At 35.9% G+C, this 18,017-nt stretch carries 18 protein-coding genes; 15 read left to right on the top strand and 3 right to left on the bottom strand.

All coding sequences use genetic code 11. From position 1 onward, the window contains the following. Positions 1–14: 14 nt before the first annotated feature. From trkA to ACT5E3_RS24620, 4 genes are all read left to right on the top strand, one after another. Positions 15–1,388, top strand: coding sequence for a Trk system potassium transporter TrkA (trkA, locus tag ACT5E3_RS24635; protein ID WP_444996225.1), 1,374 nt, complete (start codon positions 15–17; stop codon positions 1,386–1,388). Between the two features lie 30 nt (positions 1,389–1,418). Next, positions 1,419–2,867, top strand: coding sequence for a TrkH family potassium uptake protein (locus tag ACT5E3_RS24630; RefSeq protein WP_444996224.1), 1,449 nt, complete (start codon positions 1,419–1,421; stop codon positions 2,865–2,867). A gap of 46 nt (positions 2,868–2,913) precedes the next feature. Continuing rightward, on the top strand, positions 2,914–4,197 hold the full coding sequence (locus ACT5E3_RS24625; RefSeq protein WP_444996223.1) for a hypothetical protein: 1,284 nt from the start codon (positions 2,914–2,916) through the stop codon (positions 4,195–4,197). Between the two features lie 106 nt (positions 4,198–4,303). Continuing rightward, positions 4,304–4,498 (top strand): DUF1289 domain-containing protein, encoded by a 195-nt coding sequence (locus ACT5E3_RS24620; RefSeq protein ID WP_444996222.1) that lies wholly within the window; start codon positions 4,304–4,306, stop codon positions 4,496–4,498. A gap of 9 nt (positions 4,499–4,507) precedes the next feature. On the opposite strand, the gene ACT5E3_RS24615 is transcribed toward ACT5E3_RS24620, so the two are convergent. Beyond that, positions 4,508–4,999, bottom strand: coding sequence for an acyl-CoA thioesterase (locus ACT5E3_RS24615; protein ID WP_444996221.1), 492 nt, complete (start codon positions 4,997–4,999; stop codon positions 4,508–4,510). Positions 5,000–5,185: 186 nt separating this feature from the next. Between ACT5E3_RS24615 and ACT5E3_RS24610 the strand changes: the two genes are divergently transcribed. The 4 genes from ACT5E3_RS24610 to ACT5E3_RS24595 all read left to right on the top strand — a co-directional run bounded on the left by ACT5E3_RS24610 (position 5,186) and on the right by ACT5E3_RS24595 (position 6,984). Further along, complete coding sequence (locus ACT5E3_RS24610) at positions 5,186–5,491, top strand: hypothetical protein (RefSeq protein WP_444996220.1); 306 nt, start codon at positions 5,186–5,188, stop codon at positions 5,489–5,491. 73 nt (positions 5,492–5,564) lie between these two features. Further along, positions 5,565–5,678 carry a L,D-transpeptidase gene (locus tag ACT5E3_RS24605; protein WP_444996219.1) on the top strand — a complete coding sequence of 38 codons (114 nt, stop codon included), beginning with the start codon at positions 5,565–5,567 and terminating at the stop codon, positions 5,676–5,678. Positions 5,679–5,684: 6 nt separating this feature from the next. Then, positions 5,685–6,002, top strand: coding sequence for a hypothetical protein (locus ACT5E3_RS24600; RefSeq protein WP_444996218.1), 318 nt, complete (start codon positions 5,685–5,687; stop codon positions 6,000–6,002). A 640-nt stretch (positions 6,003–6,642) separates the two neighbouring features. Next, positions 6,643–6,984, top strand: a complete 342-nt coding sequence (locus tag ACT5E3_RS24595) for a hypothetical protein (protein WP_444996217.1) — start codon at positions 6,643–6,645, stop codon at positions 6,982–6,984. Positions 6,985–7,041: 57 nt separating this feature from the next. On the opposite strand, the gene ACT5E3_RS24590 is transcribed toward ACT5E3_RS24595, so the two are convergent. After that, positions 7,042–9,096, bottom strand: a complete 2,055-nt coding sequence (locus ACT5E3_RS24590) for a TonB-dependent receptor domain-containing protein (RefSeq protein ID WP_444996216.1) — start codon at positions 9,094–9,096, stop codon at positions 7,042–7,044. Between the two features lie 181 nt (positions 9,097–9,277). Here ACT5E3_RS24590 and ACT5E3_RS24585 point away from each other — a divergent pair, with 181 nt between their 5' ends. The 7 genes from ACT5E3_RS24585 to ACT5E3_RS24555 all read left to right on the top strand — a co-directional run bounded on the left by ACT5E3_RS24585 (position 9,278) and on the right by ACT5E3_RS24555 (position 17,147). Then, positions 9,278–10,585: an ATP-binding protein gene (locus ACT5E3_RS24585; RefSeq protein ID WP_444996215.1), complete on the top strand. Its 1,308-nt coding sequence runs from the start codon at positions 9,278–9,280 to the stop codon at positions 10,583–10,585. Continuing rightward, the gene (locus ACT5E3_RS24580) at positions 10,582–11,112 is read left to right on the top strand and encodes a response regulator transcription factor (RefSeq protein WP_444996214.1); all 531 of its coding nucleotides are present in this window, start codon (positions 10,582–10,584) and stop codon (positions 11,110–11,112) included. The genes ACT5E3_RS24585 and ACT5E3_RS24580 overlap by 4 nt, the downstream gene beginning before the upstream one ends. Positions 11,113–11,523: 411 nt before the next feature. Then, entirely contained in the window at positions 11,524–13,299 is a 1,776-nt protein-coding gene (locus ACT5E3_RS24575) for a pre-peptidase C-terminal domain-containing protein (RefSeq protein WP_444996213.1), read from the top strand. A 209-nt stretch (positions 13,300–13,508) separates the two neighbouring features. Beyond that, positions 13,509–15,182, top strand: a complete 1,674-nt coding sequence (locus ACT5E3_RS24570) for a methyl-accepting chemotaxis protein (protein WP_444996212.1) — start codon at positions 13,509–13,511, stop codon at positions 15,180–15,182. Between the two features lie 225 nt (positions 15,183–15,407). Next, a complete protein-coding gene (locus ACT5E3_RS24565) occupies positions 15,408–15,914 on the top strand; it encodes a hypothetical protein (RefSeq protein WP_444996211.1) in 507 nt (168 codons plus the stop codon). Positions 15,915–15,975: 61 nt separating this feature from the next. Continuing rightward, on the top strand, positions 15,976–16,347 hold the full coding sequence (locus tag ACT5E3_RS24560) for a hypothetical protein (RefSeq protein ID WP_444996210.1): 372 nt from the start codon (positions 15,976–15,978) through the stop codon (positions 16,345–16,347). Between the two features lie 179 nt (positions 16,348–16,526). After that, positions 16,527–17,147 (top strand): pyridoxamine 5'-phosphate oxidase family protein, encoded by a 621-nt coding sequence (locus ACT5E3_RS24555; protein WP_444996209.1) that lies wholly within the window; start codon positions 16,527–16,529, stop codon positions 17,145–17,147. A gap of 67 nt (positions 17,148–17,214) precedes the next feature. Here the strand turns inward: ACT5E3_RS24555 and ACT5E3_RS24550 are convergent, their stop codons facing one another. Continuing rightward, a complete protein-coding gene (locus ACT5E3_RS24550; RefSeq protein WP_444996208.1) occupies positions 17,215–17,928 on the bottom strand; it encodes a hypothetical protein in 714 nt (237 codons plus the stop codon). Between the last annotated feature and the right edge of the window lie 89 nt (positions 17,929–18,017).

Here is an 18,017-nt window from a genome sequence, read left to right as displayed (position 1 = left end):
AGGCAAGTTTGATAATGAAAATAATTATTTTAGGTGCGGGACAGGTTGGCGGTACTTTAGCTATCAGCTTAGCGGGTGAAGACAATGATATTACCCTTGTTGATACTAATCCCAAAAAACTACGTGCTTTGCAAGATCATCTCGATTTAAGAACAATCGTAGGCTATGGCTCTCACCCGCATATTTTAAGGCAGGCAGGAGCTGAAGATGCAGACATGATTATAGCGGTCACGAATAGTGATGAAACCAATATGATAGCTTGCCAAGTGGCTTATTCTATTTTTAAAACGCCAACTAAAATAGCGCGAATTAGAAGTGCAGAGTATTTAAAAGAGAAAAAGTTGTTTGATACTAAAAACTTGCCTGTTGATGTTGTTATTAGTCCAGAACAGTTAGTGGTTAAATATATTCGTCGTTTGGTTGAAAATCCAGGAGCATTACAAGTTGTTGATTTTGCTAATGGTTTAGTTCGACTCGTGGCGGTAAAAGCTTATTATGGTGGTTTGTTGGTTGGTAATGCGCTATCAGCTTTAAAGGATCATATGCCAAATATTGAAACACGAGTGGCAGCAATTTTTCGCCGAGGTAAGGCGATTATGCCTACAGGTGATACTGTTATTGAAGCCGATGATGAGGTTTTCTTTATTGCTGCTAGCCATCACATTAGGCAGGTGATGGGTGAATTACAGAAATTAGAAAACCCATACAAAAGAATAATGATTGCGGGTGGCGGAAATATTGGTAGAGGTCTCGCTAAGTCATTAGAGGAAAACTATCAGGTTAAGTTAATTGAAGCCGATCCTAAACGGGCACTAGCAGTTAGTGATGGTTTAGAAAATACGATTGTGTTGAATGGTGATGCGAGTAGCCAAGAACTGCTAATTGATGAAAATATTGATAAAATGGATGTTTTTATCGCAGTAACCAATAAAGATGAAGCCAATATTATTTCAGCTATGCTGGCTAAACGATTAGGTGTACGTAAAACAATGGTACTGATTAATCGAGTTGCCTACACAGACTTATTACAAGGTAACGAAATCGATATTGCTTTATCACCTCAGCATACAACCACAAGTAGCCTGCTTACTCATATACGGCGTGGTGATGTTGCCAATGTTTACTCTTTGCGTAAAGGGGCTGCTGAAGCAATGGAAGCTGTAGCACATGGAACAGAAGAGACTTCTAAAGTTGTTGGTCGTGCAATTGGTGAAATTGAATTACCAAGAGGGACTGCTATTGCAGCCATAGTCAGAGATGAAAAAGTTATTATTGCCCATCACAATATTATTATTCAGTCTAATGACCATTTAATTCTATTTTTAGTTGATAAAAAATATGTTGCCGAAGTGGAACAATTATTTCAGGTTGATCTTACTTTTTTCTAATTTCGAAATTTAGTAACCAAAGAAAATATTATGCAAAGTCAGTTAATCGTCCGAATACTAGGTATTTTACTGATGATCTTCAGCGTCACAATGATGCCACCTATTGTGGTGGCATTAATTTTTGGCGATGGTGGTGGTGGCGCATTTTTTTCCGGATTTTTTATTAGTTTATTTACTGGATTAGTACTTTTTTTACCACACAAAAAGCTTAAAGGTGAGTTACGAAATCGAGATGGATTTTTTGTTGTTGTTCTATTTTGGACAGTATTAAGTATATTTGGGGCAATACCACTTTATTTAAGTGATATTAATGATTTCGGCATAGCAGATGCTGTTTTTGAATCTTTCTCTGGACTAACTACAACAGGTGCGACGGTTATTAAGCACCTGGATGAATTGCCACACGCAGTGTTGTTTTATCGGCAACAACTACAATGGTTAGGCGGTATGGGAATTATCGTTTTGGCTGTTGCAATATTACCCATGCTCGGTATCGGTGGAATGCAGCTTTATCGCGCTGAAACTCCAGGCCCTGTTAAAGACTCAAAATTAACACCTCGAATAGCGGGAACAGCGAAAGCGCTTTGGTATATTTATTTAGGATTAACCACTGCTTGTGCGGTGTCTTATTGGTTAGCTGGAATGTCATTGTTTGATGCTATTTGCCATAGCTTTTCTACGGTTGCCATTGGTGGTTTTTCTACACATGATAAAAGTATTGGCTGGTTTAACAGTTCAGAGATTGAATTGATTTGTACACTATTTATGTTGATAAGTGGTATTAATTTTTCACTTCACTTTGCTTCAGTAAGAAAGCTCAGTATGCAGCCTTATACAAAAGATCCAGAATTTAAAGTTTATATCTCAATTATGGCTATTGTGACTTTAATTACGGCATTAACTTTAATTATTAAATCAGGAGATGGTTTTTCTGATGCCGTCGGTGATGCTCTATTTCATACGGTTTCTATGGCGACAACGACAGGTTTTGCCACTCAGGAGTTTTATGCTTGGCCAGTTTTTTTACCAGCACTTTTAGTGTTTGCAAGTTTTATTGGTGGATGTGCTGGTTCTACTGGTGGTGGTATGAAAGTCATTCGATTTTTGCTTTTATTTAAGCAAGGCTCAAGAGAAATTAAAAAACTGATTCATCCTAATGGTATTTTTAAAATTCGAATTGGCGAGACAGTTCTTTCAGAAAATATAATCGAAGCTGTCTGGGGTTTTTTTGCAACTTACGTTGCATTGTTTTTTGTATTTATGTTAATTTTAATGGCAGATGGACTTGATCAAATTACGGCTTTTTCTGCTGTTGCAGCGTGTATGAATAACTTGGGACCTGGTCTAGGTAAAGTTGCTGCCAACTATGCTAACATTAGTGATTTGGCTAAGTGGATATTGTCATTAGCAATGTTATTTGGCCGATTGGAAATATTTACGCTATTAGTATTATTTAGCCCTGCATTTTGGCGAAGTTAAAGTCGGTTTTGCGAGAATAAAAATAGTGGTTAAAAGAGAGTTTAAAATGAAAATAAAAAAGCTGATTATGATACTGACTTTTAGTTTGGCTTTACCTGTATTTGCTTCGGTAAAAACCAATGTGGATGAAGTTGCTGAACAATATGTTCAGTTGGCATTAGCTTTAGGGCAGCACGATAAAAATTACATAGATGCTTACTATGGACCTAGCGAATGGAAAGACGCGGCTAAAAAAAATAAAATTGAATTAAAGAAAGTCATTATTGCAGGAAAACTTTTGCTTGATGTTTTATCAAGTGAAAAAGCAAAAGAAGAAATTGAACAGTTACGTTTAGCCTATTTAAAAGCACAAATAAACTCTATGGTCTCAAGAGCTTTAATAGTACATGGCAGTACAAAATACGATTTTGATCAAGAGAGCTTGATGCTTTATGATACTCAAGCACCAGTGAAAGATATGTCAGAGTTTGAGGCGATATTAAAAAAACTAGATAAAACGCTACCCGGAAAAGATTCATTATTAATTAAAGTTGAAAACTTTCGAAAACAATTTGTCGTTCCTAAAGAGAAGTTACAAGTTGTTTTTGATGCGGCCATAAAAGCTTGTAGAGAAAGAACAAAACAGTTTGTCCAACTATTAGATAACGAAAATTTCACCCTAGAGTTTGTTACTGACAAACCTTGGAGTGGCTATAACTGGTATCAAGGAGAAGGTATTTCGTTAATTCAGGTAAATACTGAATTACCCATTGATATTTCTCGCGCAATTGATTTAGGTTGCCATGAAGGTTATCCAGGTCATCATACATACAATGGCTTGTTAGAAGCTAACTTGTATAAAAAACGAGGCTGGGTTGAATACTCAGTATACCCTCTGTTTAGCCCACAATCTTTGATTGCAGAAGGAAGTGCTAACTATGGTATTGAAATGGCCTTTCCTGGCAAAGAAAAAATTCAGTTTGAAAAATCTGTTTTATATCCATTAGCCGGAATCGATCCTAAGTTAGCTGAAAAACACTCAGCAGTTTCTGAATTAACTGCTCAGTTAAATTATGCTGGTAATGAAATTGCTCGCTTATATCGCAATGGAAAAATAGATGCGTCGAAAGCTCAAGAAATGTTTCAAAAATATACGCTAATGAGTGCTGAAAAAGCAAAACAGCGAGTGAGATTTGTTGATACCTATGGAGCTTATGTGATTAATTACAATTGGGGCAAAGATATGGTAAAACAATGGGTTGAGTCAGGTGCTGATAAAACACAAGCTGGCCGCTGGAAGCGGTTCGCTAAATTGTTATCTTCACCAAGGTTGCCTTCAACACTTAACTAGCAGCATATCATCGGTGAAGTATTAAATATATTTTAATCATTATTTGATAAAATAGTGATATAGTAAACGATAAGTAGTGACTAAATAAAAAGGGCTTTTAAAATAAGTGAGTAAAGATAAATCGATTAATATTCAATCTCCTTGTATAAGCCAGTGTTGTTTAGATGAAAAGGATATCTGTGTGGGGTGTGGTCGTCATATTGATGAAATTACCGGTTGGCATAGTGCTGATAACGAAAGAAAAATACAGATTTTAAAAAACTGCCAAAAGCGTAAACAAGATAGGCCAAATTCGTTTTAGCGATTAAAGCTAATCACTCGTTAGGATTTTATCAATTTCTTTTTGTCGAGCTTTTGCCGACTCTTTAATGCTGAGAGCAATTAAGTGTGCTTGTTTATCTTCTTCTGCTAGCTCAAGTAGTGGAACCTGAGATGGCAGTCTTTGATAATCAAAGGCAACAAAATTTAAAAATGCGCTAACACACTTCATTAGTTTATTTCCACCTATGTCACGATAAACATCTGTTTTAACCATCATGGAGGTTTTTCCAACAGCAACTACCTTGGCTGTTGTCTTAATGTTATCGCCGACCATTATAGGTTTGGCAAAGTGAACGGCCTCTACTGTGACTGTTGAAACTTGTTTTTCACTAAAACGTTTTGCCGCCATAGCTGCCGTGGTATCCATAATTGCCATAACATCACCACCAAACATATTACCGCTAGGGTTCGCTTGGTTGGGGAACACTAAGTTCCAGTTGACCATTTCTTCTGCACGCTTTTTGGTTCTGGTTTCGGTCATGTTGTTTGCTCTACTCGGTTTGTTGTAAAAATATTAGTATGGTATATAGTCTAACGCGATTTTTGTTAAGTGCATAATCGCTAGTTGTTATGGTTTTGCTTTTTGTTTGAGCTATTTAAGCATTGGTGAAATCAATTGGGCTGCTGATAGAACGAGTATTATAAAAGATGGGGCGTGGGTAATTAAATGATTCCATATAAATTTGAAGAAGAACTACAATATGCAATTTATTACGCTAATAAACTTAATGCAACTAAGATACTTGATTTGTTAGAACAAGGCAAAGTGGCCAGTTCTAGCGAGGCTGCTGATTTAAGCGAGTTCTTTTGGGAAATGGTAAATGCTTCAATTGAAGACGAAAAGCAGGATGTCCAATTACCGTGGAAAGAAGGAGCAGAATTTTGGAACGAAAAAATAATGAACACATTCTCAGGTTATTTAGAAAAATCAGGTTATGAAAAAGAGTGGGATGATGTTTTTGATAGGCAGTAAATAGTTAATTTCAAATATATATTGGTATTTAATCTAACCTAATACAGTTGGTGTGACATCACTGCTGAAAGACATGGGGTTTGATTCACTTGGTTCGCATGGCTGTGTTAGACTATCAGAAGATAATGCAAGGGCCTTGTTTAATTGGGCTCCAATGCACACTCCAGTTTTTATTGATATGGCATAACTGATCATGAAGAAATTTGGTTTACTTTTGTCAATTATTGTTTCTTTTGCTATAGGCTATTATATTAGCTTACTTCAAGAATCCTTGAAAAAAGCAAATCAAGGAGAAGATATAATAGCTGAAGAAATTGCTTTATTGGAAAAGTTTAAAATTGATATCCCCTGTAGTGTATTAAAGGAAAGTGCTTACCAGTTAACTGGCCAAAACAGTAATAATGGCTTTATCATTTGGAGATACAAACAGAATGACAAAGCCATCAGAAAACTGGTAGTGGATGAAGATTTAAATATCGCTGAAGAATCGCTAATAAATACGTGTGATTGAATCCCATCGAGGGATAAACATGTTTGAGAGTGGACATCTATAACTTTTAACAAGGTAAGGGAATTAGCGTATTCAATAAAACGGGAATTAATGAGTCTCCTATGACTGGTTGGGTATGGCGTTTTCCTCCAAACAGTAAACCTCCTCTAGGGTTAAAGTTTGTATAAGATAAGCCTCACCATTTTTGTATTGCACCAATTCAAAATATGCCAATAGATCAATACAAAGGCTTACTTGAAGAGATGGCGTTAAAAGCAGTGCGTGTATTTAAGAAGGAAGGTAAAGTTGTATGAATGCAATTACTTTAGAGTTTGCGGAATCGGAACTAAAAATTATTCTTGTATGTAGATATTAATTTAACCTCAGCTCTGGATAAGAAAAATCATCAGAGCGTCTATTTTTGCGGCTTTCAGCGTTAAGCGCCTTTGCAATAGCTCGCTATTGCGGCAGTCACTTGCCTTGATATCCACAAAAATAGCCACACTGAACTCAAGTGGAAACAGCAATTCAATTTAATTGGGTTTTAAGTCATTGAAAATAAAAATGATTCTATTAATTATTTTGAATTTCCTTATCCAGAGTTGAGGTTAATTTATAATTGTCTTTTTTAAACTTATTAAAAATCAAGGAAAAGTAAACGATGAAAAAATATTTGTTCTTTCTATTAGCCGCTTTAGTAAGCTTGAATGTTCAGGCTGGTAATGCCTGGTACTGGGGAAAAGTTATTCAAATAAATACTAGTGGTAATGATGGCAGTTTTGAAATACTAATAGATAATCCAAATATCGAGAATTTCTGCTCAGATAAGTTAGTGTTCTTCAAAGCAAGTAATATGGGAGCTGAGCGCACTAAAGCTGCATTATCTCTTGCTGTTGCTGCATTTATGGGGGGGAAAGAATGGGGAGTTGTTGTTGACTTACCTTCCTCTGTAAATCGATGCGATGCTTCACCTACCGCAAGTCAAGGCGCTGGAATCCGATAAAATTTTAACAAAGCGCTGCGTTGCTCACTGCATGCAACGCTTTGCATATCTGAAATTTTACAGTTCTGTCAAAATAGAAACCCAAAATTGTCTGCCAGGTTCATTGACTCTAATTGCCTCAGGATTGAAAGGATCCATATTGGCACGGCTGACATGGTAGGCATAATCAGTATCTAATAAATTACTGATCCCAGCAGATAGCTGCCAGTTATCGTTTAATTGGTAACGTAATTTTAAATCAAGTACTGTCCAATCGTCAGACTTTCCAGCATCTAATCCACTGCCTGTCATCATATTATCATCCACATCTTCTTGGCTAAGTGCCCAGCGAACATCAATCCAGTAGCTGAGTTGATCTTGCTGGTTTGAAAATTGAATTAAACCTTCAACAGGTGGAATTTGATATAAGGGTAAACCTGTATCATCATTTTCACCATTTACGTAGGCAAGGTTGGTATAAAAAGTCCAAGTATCACTCAGCTCTTTTTGTAAGGCCCACTCAAATCCATTAATAGTTGCATCTACATTACGATAAATCGTTGCCCGGTTATTCGCAATAATGCCTTGTTGCCCTCTTGCTCTATCACGCAAAATAAAATCATCAATCGAATCATGGTAAATAGAAAGTTCATGCCAACCGCTTTCAAAACGCCATTTTGCACCTAGTTCTAACTGGTTATGTCTTTCTGGTTGAATGTCCGGATTACCAACCCAACGCATCATCGACATATTATTACCAGCTGCGACATAGCGCTCAGTGGCGTCTGCTGTGCGCACGGTGGAGCTTAATCCTACCCAATAAAGTGAAGAAGGCGCTTTGTAGTAATAACGAGAAAAACCACTGATATTATTCTCTGTTGCTTTCGAAGGAGTCGCCGCATAATAAGCTTGAAATAGTGCTAATGCATTGGGTGTATTTTGTAGCTCGGCTGTTGCCTTAACTTGATCATAGCGAATACCAGATTTAAGGCGGTGAGCCTCATTCATGATATATTCAGCTTCAATTGCAGCACCTTTAATATCTAATTCATTTTCAGGCCAGATGTTCGCTTGTAGTTGGCTTGGTGTTCCCATCATTCCCATATATCGTTCTGCGTGACGCTCAACATTCTGCCAGTCTAGACTTGCTTGCCAAATAAACTGCTCTGAAGATTGCCAATGCTTTAGCCACTTTGCACCACTAGTTTCAGAGTGTGCGTCAGTCAGCATTCTCATTGGAGCGGTTTGTTGGCGTAGGCTGTAGTTGTTCATAACATGGTGAGCTTCATTCCAGTAAATTTGATATTCACTATAATCACTTGAGAGCTGATCACCATTTAGATAGATTAACTGGGCTGCATCCATATCTGTTGTTGGTCCGTCCATCATTGTGCCTGCAAACAAAGCATCGGAACCTCGATTAGCCATTAATGATAGTCTTAATTCGCTAGTATCATCAGGCGTATACCCTGTGACTAGCGTATTTGAAAGTGTTCTAAAAGCGGTCCGAGTTTGCTGATTGTTGCCATCTTTATAGCTATCTTGATCAAGTATCTGGCTAATTAATCGGAAATAGCCTTGTTCTCCTCCTGTGGCCAGATCGGTTCCTACTTTATAAAAATCGGGTGAATAAGCGGCCATCATTTTACCTGATATAACTTGCTCATTGAGTTGGGGTCGGTAGCGTTTAAAGTTGATGCTGCCTGAAGGGCCACCAGAGCCGCCGACTAAAGTTTCTATTCCTTTAATGATTTGCACCTCATCCCAACCAAAAGGTTCAGTATAAGAACCTGGCGAGTCCATGCGGTTTGGGCCAGCGCCATGTAAAAAAGCGCCTTGCTGCAATAAATTAAGGCGTGTTTGACTTTGCCCTCTTAATACAGGATCGACACCATGTCCTCCAGCTCTGATGATTGAAAAACCAGGAAAGCGGCTGAGCAGGTCACCTGCATCAATAACTACTTGGTTATCGTATTCATCTAATTGTTCTGTTGAGCCTTCAATACTTTGCTGAATCGGAGAGCCAGTAATTAACAGCACACTAGGTTCGTCGTCATTAGTATTTACGTCGGCGTAAATAGTACTAGAAGCGAAAGTGAGCAAATAGAAGCTGAGTAGTTTAGATTTGTTCATTTATCAATCTCAATAAAAAATTTGAGCGAATGGTAAACCTAGTGATGATGAGATCCTATGCGACCAATTGTCGCAGTGGTATTTTATTGATAGCCAAGTAAAATAGCTGGCAGGTGGAACAAAAATTGGTTTAGCCTATAAGAATGAGTCTTAATGCGGGCTAGATAGGGTGTTAAATATTATGCAAATGCAATCTGTTTTGACTAACCGTTATTCTAATCGGGAAAATATACAAATATTAAATCGAGTCAGGTTGATCGCGATCAATGGCCAATTAATATTGATCTTATTTGCAACCTGGTCGTTAGATATTCATTTACCATTAAACTGGCTTTTAAGCTTATTAGTTTTAGAAGTAATTTTTCAATTATATTGTCATTATCGAGTGAAACAGTTAGCTCCTATTAAATCAAATGAGCTTTTTGTTTCGATTGTTTTTGATTCTGTTGTATTAGCCGGTATCGTTTATTTTTCTGGTGGTGCTAACAATCCGTTTATTTATTTACTGTTAATATCTACAGCTCTTGGTACTTTTATGCTAACACCAATCAGTTTATTGTTAGTCGTTATTATTCAGTTATTGCTCTATTCCCTACTTAATATTTATCAAAGACCATTAGAATTAGGCGATTCCAGCCCTCTGGCATCATTTCATTTGCACTTAGCGGGTATGTGGGTCAACTTTGTATTAACCGTGATCTTAATTGCAATTTTTGGTTTGTTAACAAGACGAGCCATGTTAGTCCAAGAAAATAAAATTCAAAATTTTAGAGAAGCTCAACTAAAAGATGAACAAATACTTAGCTTAGGTATTATGTCTGCTAGTGCGGCTCATGAATTAGGAACACCATTATCAACAATGGCTATTATTGTAGAAGATTTGAAGCATCAAGAGTTGCCGTCTTCGGTTAATAACGATATGGATTTATTGGCAACACAAATAGCCAATTGTCGTCAAATTATTCAAGATTTAAACGATCAAAGTAGTTACACTAGAAAACAACTTACTAAACAAAAGGTGAATGACGAGTTAACATTTCGACCACTACTTAAAGAACAGTTAGAGCTGTTAATTAATAATTGGTTAGTTTATCGACCACAAGTTCAAGCACAACAATTTTGGAGTGATGAGTTTTGTGATATTAATCAGTTTATATCAATTAGTGTAGAGCAGGCATTAACTAATCTTTTAAATAATGCGGCTGATGCTAGTTTAGACAATCATTCTGATATAGTCGAAATTAAAGGAATGCTTAAAAATAAACAATTAGTTATTGAAATAAAAGATTATGGAAAAGGGCTTTCGGAGGATATAAAAAGTTCGTTAGGAGCAAGTATACAAGACACTAAAAAAGATGGTGGTTTAGGTTGGGGATTATTTTTAACTAATGCCAGTATTGAACGTGTAGGAGGAAAAGTTAGATTAATAGAATCAGAAGCTGGCGGAACAATTACTCAAGTTTTTTTACCATTAATGGAGAAAAAATGATTTTAACTTTTATTATTATTGATGATGATGTGACTTATCGTGAAGTTCTAACTCGCAGTTTAATTCGACTAGATTGTCAAGTGAAACACTTCGCACACCCCAAAGAAGCATTAGAAGATATATCAATGACAGACAGACCTATTATTTTATTAGATCTTAAACTTGAGTCTGACTCTGGTTTACGTTGGGTGAAAAAAATCCGTGATGCCAATACAATGAGCCAAATTATTTTACTAACGGGCTATGCTAGTATTTCCACAGCAGTGGAAGCCATTAAATTAGGCGCTGATGATTACTTATTAAAACCAATAACAGCTCGAGAAATTTTAACTCATATTAAAAATAAAAAAAGTGGGCAAGATACACCAATTAGTGACAAGCCAATGTCAGTAGAAAGGCTTGAGTGGGAACATATTCAAAAAGTTTTAATCGACAATGATGGAAATATTTCTGCTGCAGCTAGAGCATTAGGGATGCACCGGAGAACTTTGCAAAGAAAATTAGCTAAAAAGCCTGTTCGTCACTAAGTAATAATTACAAGTGTAAAAATTCACAAAGGTAAAATGGTTATAAAATAACAGCAATTTAATAACAAAAAAAATTTGTAATTAGTAAAATTTGCCAGTCAGTCCTCAAACTAAATATATTTTTAATGTTAACCTAATTTTTCATTTTAAAGGATTATAAATATTTTGTCGTTTAGAATGAAACTTAATATTATTTCGCGTTACATATATGGTGAATAAAATTGTAAAAGGAAATTGTAATTTTATAACCTTAAATCTGTGACATATTACCTAAAAGAAGTCTATTTAATTGAAATATTGCACCAATTAGAATAATCTTTGCCGTATCTGAGATGTATTGTGTTTTTGTTCTCAGGTGTGAGTGGATTGAAAGATTGAAAACTAAAATATACTAAAAAAGCGGAGAACCAGATGTTTAAGCCAAAAAAATATATTGCTCCAGCGTTGATTGCTATGTTGTGTTTTAATGCACATTCGGCAACTCAATCGTTACAAGAGCAAGATTTAATTTATACCACTGATCAGATGTTCAATTTTAACATTGAAAACTATCTAAATGACAAAGCGCCGCATTTAGCACCTTATGCAGAAACTATCTCTCACTGGGCTGGATACTCAAGTATTAGCCCTAAAGTTTTAATTGCTTTAATGGAACATCAAACATCATTAGTGAGCATTGAAGACGGACAAGCTATGTCACGCCCATTTGGTGATTTATCTGAAGAAACCAGTTTTCGAGAGCAAACTAGAGATGTTGCTATGCGTTTAGCAAAATTGCACTATCAATATCGTGATAATGGTGTTTTACAAACGGCAGATGCACGCTCACTAACAGAGCTTATTTCTTCTTCACCAAGCTTTAATCAGAGTGCATCAGCGCAAAATGCTGGAGAGCTATTTGCAGAAAAATTCTATAAGTTATTTCCTGCTAATGAACTCACTTCAAGTTCAGCAATGACGTCGCAGCAAAACCCATCACTAGTTCCACCTTCTAACTTATTACAGTTACCTTACCCGGTAGGAAGTTCATGGCGCTATGGTGGTACTCACTCAAATACTGGTAGTGGTACTGTGTACTCTTCTCTTGATTTACATAACGGTGGTTCATGGGGAAGCGATTTAAGTAATCTTTGGGTGAAAGCTTCTGCACCTGGTACTGTCAAAAGACATTCAAGTTGTAATATGGAAGTTATTCATGCAGATGGTTGGTCGACTCAGTATTACCATTTAGATAACATTCAATTTTCAACAAACCAAAGTGTGAGTCGTAATCAGAGTATTGCTAATTATGCAAGCAATAAAAATCAGGCTTTATGTCAAGGTGGTCAATCAACAGGCCCACACCAACACTTCAGTCTAAAGAGAAATGGCTCTTATGTATCGTTGAATAATGTTCGTTTATCTGGATTTAGAGTGAATGCTGGTAATAGTAATTACGATACTAACTGTAACAATTTTTGGTTAGAAAGCCCCAATGGTCAAAAGAACTGTGCTGGTACATCACTGTATAATCCAGGTGTAGGCAGTGATCCTGATCCAGATCCAGATCCAACTCCAGGTGGCAAGTTACAAAATGGTGTAGCTAAAACAAACTTAAGTGCTAATCGAGGTGGGGAAATTGTTTACACATTAGCTGTGCCTTCTGGCGCAACAAACATCAAATTTAATATGAGCGGTGGTTCTGGTGATGCAGATTTATATGTTAAATTTGGTTCTAAGCCAACAGATAGCAGTTACGATTGCCGTCCTTATAAAAATGGTAATTCTGAATCTTGTACAGGCTCTTCAACTGGCGGTACTTACTATGTGCGTTTAAAAGCATACAGCAGCTTTTCTGGAGTGAGCATAGTTGGTAGTTACACAACTGGCGGCGATCCTGGTAATGATCCTATTGATGCAACGGAAACTAATATTTCCGTATCTCAAGGACAATGGAAGCGTTATACCCAACAGCTTGCAGCGGGTTATTCTAAGATGACCATTACTATGTCTGGTGGCACTGGTGATGCAGATCTTTATGTGAACTATGGATCTCAGTCAACAACAAGTAATTATGATTGCCGACCATACAGAAATGGTAATAACGAAGTTTGTACTTTCAATGCTCCTAAAGCGGGGACTTGGTATATTGATTTACGTGGTTACACTAATGCTTCAGGTGTTACAATAAACCTAAAAGCTAACTAGTCTTAGTTATATTTCAGAGGGGAGCTTCTCCCCTCTTTTAATCTCTCCCTGTGATTTTCCAATCAAAGCATTTCAAATATAATTATAAAAAAAATATTTATTATAATTATATTAATTAAAACTACCATTTACCAAGCTGTGCTTTTATCTTTTTTTAAGTGATTAACTATACTAACTTTATTAAAAGCTTTGCTGGTTAATCCATTTAAATGTTAAAAAATTTTTTATTTCCAATAGTATTGGTTCTGATATTGTTAGCTGTGTGTGTTGCGGTACTGTTACCACAGGTAACCGAAGCAACAATGATTGATGCGCGTATTCAAGATGCGAAACGCACAGTTGAACAATTTAAGACATTACGTGGTTATTACACTAAGAATGTTATAGCGAAAGCAAAATCTTTTGGTATGGAACCACACTATGAGTATTCAGGTAAGCAAAACCGGATACCATTACCTGCAACAATGATTCATGATTTAAGTGAGATTCTTAGTGATACGGGGACACAAATTAAGCTTTATAGTCCCTTCCCTTTTCCTAATCGCTCTAACCGCCAGTTAGATAGTTTTCAGCAAAGAGCTTGGGAAGCATTGGTTAATAGCCCCAAAAAGACTTTTATTGAACATTCAAAAATTAATAATCAAGAAGTTATGAGAGTCGCAATTGCTGATACCATGCAGGCGCAAGGGTGTGTCGATTGTCATAACTCTCATCCTCAAACACCGAAAAATAATTGGAAGTTAGGAGATGTTCGCGGAGTTTTAGAGGTAATTAAACCGCTAGAAGAAGTGTATGATATTTCTAATCAAACACGCACAATGATTATTGCGGGAACGATAATTGTTACTTTAATGATCGGAGTATTAGTATTCTTTTTGTTTAGTCGGGTTGTTTTAAGCAGAACTAACTCTTTGTATAAAGCCTTTTCTGAGTTAGCTGATGGAGAAGGAGATTTAACGATTAAATTGGAAACTGGTCGCAGGGATGAAATTGGTCGAGTTGCTTATAATTTTAATCGATTTTTAACAACATTTCGTAATATCGTCAAAAATGTAATTAATGCCGCATCAGAAGTTGATGAATCTAATCTTAATGTACAATCAAAGACTAATATCATAGTTAATAAAATAAAAGCCCAAGAAGAGCAATCTGAAATGATTGCAACTGCCATTAATGAAATGAGTAGCAGCATCAGAGATATTTGTATGAATACAGAAGATGCAGCCGAAAGTTCGCGACAAACTAACCAGCAACTCGGCGATTCTAGGGAACAAATGCAAACAAGTGTTGAACAAATTAAACAGTTAAATAATGAAATGAGTGATATTGGTAGTGTTATTGCAGAACTGCGAGGACAAAGTGATCAAATAGGCGTAATACTCGATGTTATTAAATCAATTTCAGAGCAAACAAACTTACTTGCTTTAAATGCTGCTATTGAAGCCGCTCGTGCAGGAGAACAAGGACGGGGATTTGCAGTGGTAGCAGATGAAGTTCGTGCTCTGGCACACAGAACACAAGAGTCAATTACTCAAATTCAAATGACAGTTGAAAATTTACAATCTATGGCTGAAAAGGCAGAAAATAGTGTGCTTAACGGTTGCAAGCAGACCTCAGAAACTCAAAACAATATAGAGGATGTGAATCAGCATTTACATGATGCAATGAAACTAGAAACTGTTGTTTCTCAAGCTATAGAAAGTATTGCAACAGCAATGGAGCAACAAAGTGCGACATCTAGTGAAATGGATCGTAATATTATTCAATTAAGAACCTTAGCTAATGAGTCTATGGTTGAAGTGAATGATATCGCTGAATTATTGAGTGGTGTATCGAAAAGTACAAAAAAATTAACCATAGAGTTAAATAAATTTAAATTGTAATTTGATTAATCAACTGAAGACTAAAATAGAAAAGAACAATCAATCTAATTATAATTCAATGGCCGAATTACTATGTCAAAGTTATTGTTAAAATTTACATTTGAGATTTATTAATTTAAAACTAGTTGTTAACTTACAGCAATAGCAGAGAATCGCTCTTGGATATCTCAAGTAAAAGTATTATTCTTTAGCGACTTAAAAATATTGGCTGACAAGGATTTTTTGATGAAATGGATTAATTTTATATTTGCAATTGTTCTTATTTTTAACACTACTCTCCTCTTTATATTTTTAAAAAAAAGCACCGAAAAAAATAATTTCAACAGAGAATATTCCCAAGTTTACTTAAAAAACAATAAATCAACTCAGCTTAGTGAGGTAGAGCAGCAGTATTATTATTTATCAGAGCAGGTGCAAGCGTTAAGCGGGCAGCTAAAAAATATTGAAACTTATTTAACTAACGATGAAAATATTCAGCCAAATCTAATTAAAGTAAAAAAACAAGAAACTAATTTATTAGAGTTGTCAGAAACGATTAATCAAGCAAATGAAAAAGGTGCAATCGCTGTTGATAATATTTTGATCGCCGGTACGCTTGATCAAAATGGTGCTATAACTCTCAGACAAACTATGGCCCAAATGTCAGCTGACGAACATCATAAAGTTTTACAAAAACTTATTATAGCGATCAATAATGGTAACCTGGTTATGCAACCAGGTGCTTTATTGTAAACACTACAAGCACTCTGCTTTTAGTGGACAACAAAACTTGACTATACATGGAGGTCATATTATGAAGTTAAAATCAATTGTTTTACTCACCACTCTTATTAGCCCTAGTGCTTTTGCTGGATATGTTAACCATACACAGGTTAGTGTTAATACAGGGACAAAAACAGCTTATGGTTCATTAGTAGGAGCAAGAAATAGTGCTGATAACCAACAGTATATAGGTTGTGCTTATGTTGGAGTAACAAACAACCCTTATGGCATTTGTCACTCTAGAAATGCGGCCGGCACGTCAGGATATTGCACAACCACTCAAGCACATCATGTTGAGCAAATTAGAGGTTTAAGTAACGAGTCTTATCTTTATTATCAATGGGATGAAAATGGTAAATGCACTTATATCTATTCTGGGACGAATTCGTATTACCACGAATAATCATGATGTCAAGCAAAATCAAGTTACTTGATTTTGCTTGTTTTTCCTTACAGACAAACTTTTAGTTGATTGAATAGAATAAAAGTATCAATATGTTCATTATCTGATGAGTTGATTCAGACAGCAATACTATTAATTTTCCAATTTTTAAAAAATTTGACTAAAGTAGGTTTAACGTCATGTCAAAAATTTCTACCTTAGAAGAACTTGATGCATTATATGGCCCGCCTGTTGAACGTGCTTTATGGAAAGAAATTGATTATATCAATGAATATTATCAACAGTTTATTGAAGCTTGCCCATTTTTAATACTCGCAACTTATGGTGAAAAAGGTATCGATTGTTCTTCTCGTGGAGATCCTGCCGGTTTTGTTAGAGTGGTTAACAAAAAGAATTTACTGATCCCTGATAGACGGGGTAATAATCGTTTAGATTCTTTGCGTAATATTATTGTTAACCCCAATGTAGGATTAATTTTTATTATTCCTAATGTGGGTGAAACGATCCGTGTTAGTGGTACTGCTGAAATTATTACAGATAATAAGCTTTGTGATTCTTTTTCAATGAATAACAAGCCCGCCAGTAGTGTGTTGAGTATTTCGGTAGAAAAAGCCTATTTTCAATGTCAAAAAGCAATTGCTCGTTCTCAACTTTGGGATAGCTCTGTTTATATTGATCGAACGGAATTGCCGACAGCGGGTCAGATGGCACAACATTTTTCTAAAGAGCACAATAATGAATTTGATGGTGAAGCCTATGATAAAAATTACCCTGAGCATATGAAAAATACGATTTATTAAACCAGTTATTTATCATTGATATTAACGCTTCAAATATATTAATAAAAAAGCCCCTGTTGGGGCTTTTTTATTTGATAACAGCTAATAATGAAAGAATTGCTTTTTTTACTTCTTCTGGCGTTGACTTCTGTTTGGTCACATCAATATTTTGATTAGTATACATTTCATTAAATGTGCGACAAGGATGTGTTGTTACCATTAAAGTTGCCGTTACTCCTTTTGATGTCCCAACAATTGCGTGTAGCTTATCAGGTGGCAAAAAATAACTATCTCCAGAAGTATGCTTGATTATATGCTTCTTATATAATTGAGCTGTTCCTAACGCTATTGGTTTTTGACCATATTTTTCTCCAGAAAAATAAAGTAATGACTGCAATTTAACATCATTAACTCCGCCTAGCTCCCACATTTCTGATTCAATATGACCTGCAACAACTCTAGAAGCAAACCACCAGCGATGATTATGAATGGTTTCCTTGCCCACATTCCCATTGCTCCAGATATGGAGTCTTAGCTTGTAGCCATTTTTATCAAGGATTACCAGTTTAAAAAAACCGTTTCCATGTTGATATGAATGAGCGGCAATCTCTTTTAATAACCGACTACTATTCTTTAATTGACTAATTCCTATTAAAACCTGAGTTAGTTTGGTATCGGTAAACTGATTAATACTATCTTCCAGATTTTTAATTGACTGCTCCATTGTTGTTGGTTGAGTTAAAATGGCTTCAATTTTATCGCCAAACGTATCTATCTCTTTTCTTAATTGTTTCGCCTTCATTTGGAATTCTCCAGTGAACGAAGGCAGCGCTGCTTTCTTTGGTTAGTGATATTTTGTTAATTAACGATTGTTATTGTATGATTTACGGG

The sequence above is a fragment of the Aliikangiella litoralis genome, from assembly GCF_052495765.1.
This window is presented reverse-complemented; position numbering and strand designations above follow the sequence as displayed.

Excerpts from the sequence above, each read along its gene's own strand:
- trkA (WP_444996225.1), top strand. The coding sequence starts at position 15 with ATGAAAATAATTATTTTAGGTGCGGGACAGGTTGGCGGTACTTTAGCT.
- ACT5E3_RS24630 (WP_444996224.1), top strand. The coding sequence starts at position 1,419 with ATGCAAAGTCAGTTAATCGTCCGAATACTAGGTATTTTACTGATGATC.
- ACT5E3_RS24625 (WP_444996223.1), top strand. The coding sequence starts at position 2,914 with ATGAAAATAAAAAAGCTGATTATGATACTGACTTTTAGTTTGGCTTTA.
- ACT5E3_RS24615 (WP_444996221.1), bottom strand. The coding sequence starts at position 4,999 with ATGACCGAAACCAGAACCAAAAAGCGTGCAGAAGAAATGGTCAACTGG.
- ACT5E3_RS24610 (WP_444996220.1), top strand. The coding sequence starts at position 5,186 with ATGATTCCATATAAATTTGAAGAAGAACTACAATATGCAATTTATTAC.
- ACT5E3_RS24605 (WP_444996219.1), top strand. The coding sequence starts at position 5,565 with ATGGGGTTTGATTCACTTGGTTCGCATGGCTGTGTTAGACTATCAGAA.
- ACT5E3_RS24600 (WP_444996218.1), top strand. The coding sequence starts at position 5,685 with ATGAAGAAATTTGGTTTACTTTTGTCAATTATTGTTTCTTTTGCTATA.
- ACT5E3_RS24595 (WP_444996217.1), top strand. The coding sequence starts at position 6,643 with ATGAAAAAATATTTGTTCTTTCTATTAGCCGCTTTAGTAAGCTTGAAT.
- ACT5E3_RS24590 (WP_444996216.1), bottom strand. The coding sequence starts at position 9,096 with ATGAACAAATCTAAACTACTCAGCTTCTATTTGCTCACTTTCGCTTCT.
- ACT5E3_RS24585 (WP_444996215.1), top strand. The coding sequence starts at position 9,278 with ATGCAAATGCAATCTGTTTTGACTAACCGTTATTCTAATCGGGAAAAT.
- ACT5E3_RS24580 (WP_444996214.1), top strand. The coding sequence starts at position 10,582 with ATGATTTTAACTTTTATTATTATTGATGATGATGTGACTTATCGTGAA.
- ACT5E3_RS24575 (WP_444996213.1), top strand. The coding sequence starts at position 11,524 with ATGTTTAAGCCAAAAAAATATATTGCTCCAGCGTTGATTGCTATGTTG.
- ACT5E3_RS24570 (WP_444996212.1), top strand. The coding sequence starts at position 13,509 with ATGTTAAAAAATTTTTTATTTCCAATAGTATTGGTTCTGATATTGTTA.
- ACT5E3_RS24565 (WP_444996211.1), top strand. The coding sequence starts at position 15,408 with ATGAAATGGATTAATTTTATATTTGCAATTGTTCTTATTTTTAACACT.
- ACT5E3_RS24560 (WP_444996210.1), top strand. The coding sequence starts at position 15,976 with ATGAAGTTAAAATCAATTGTTTTACTCACCACTCTTATTAGCCCTAGT.
- ACT5E3_RS24555 (WP_444996209.1), top strand. The coding sequence starts at position 16,527 with ATGTCAAAAATTTCTACCTTAGAAGAACTTGATGCATTATATGGCCCG.
- ACT5E3_RS24550 (WP_444996208.1), bottom strand. The coding sequence starts at position 17,928 with ATGAAGGCGAAACAATTAAGAAAAGAGATAGATACGTTTGGCGATAAA.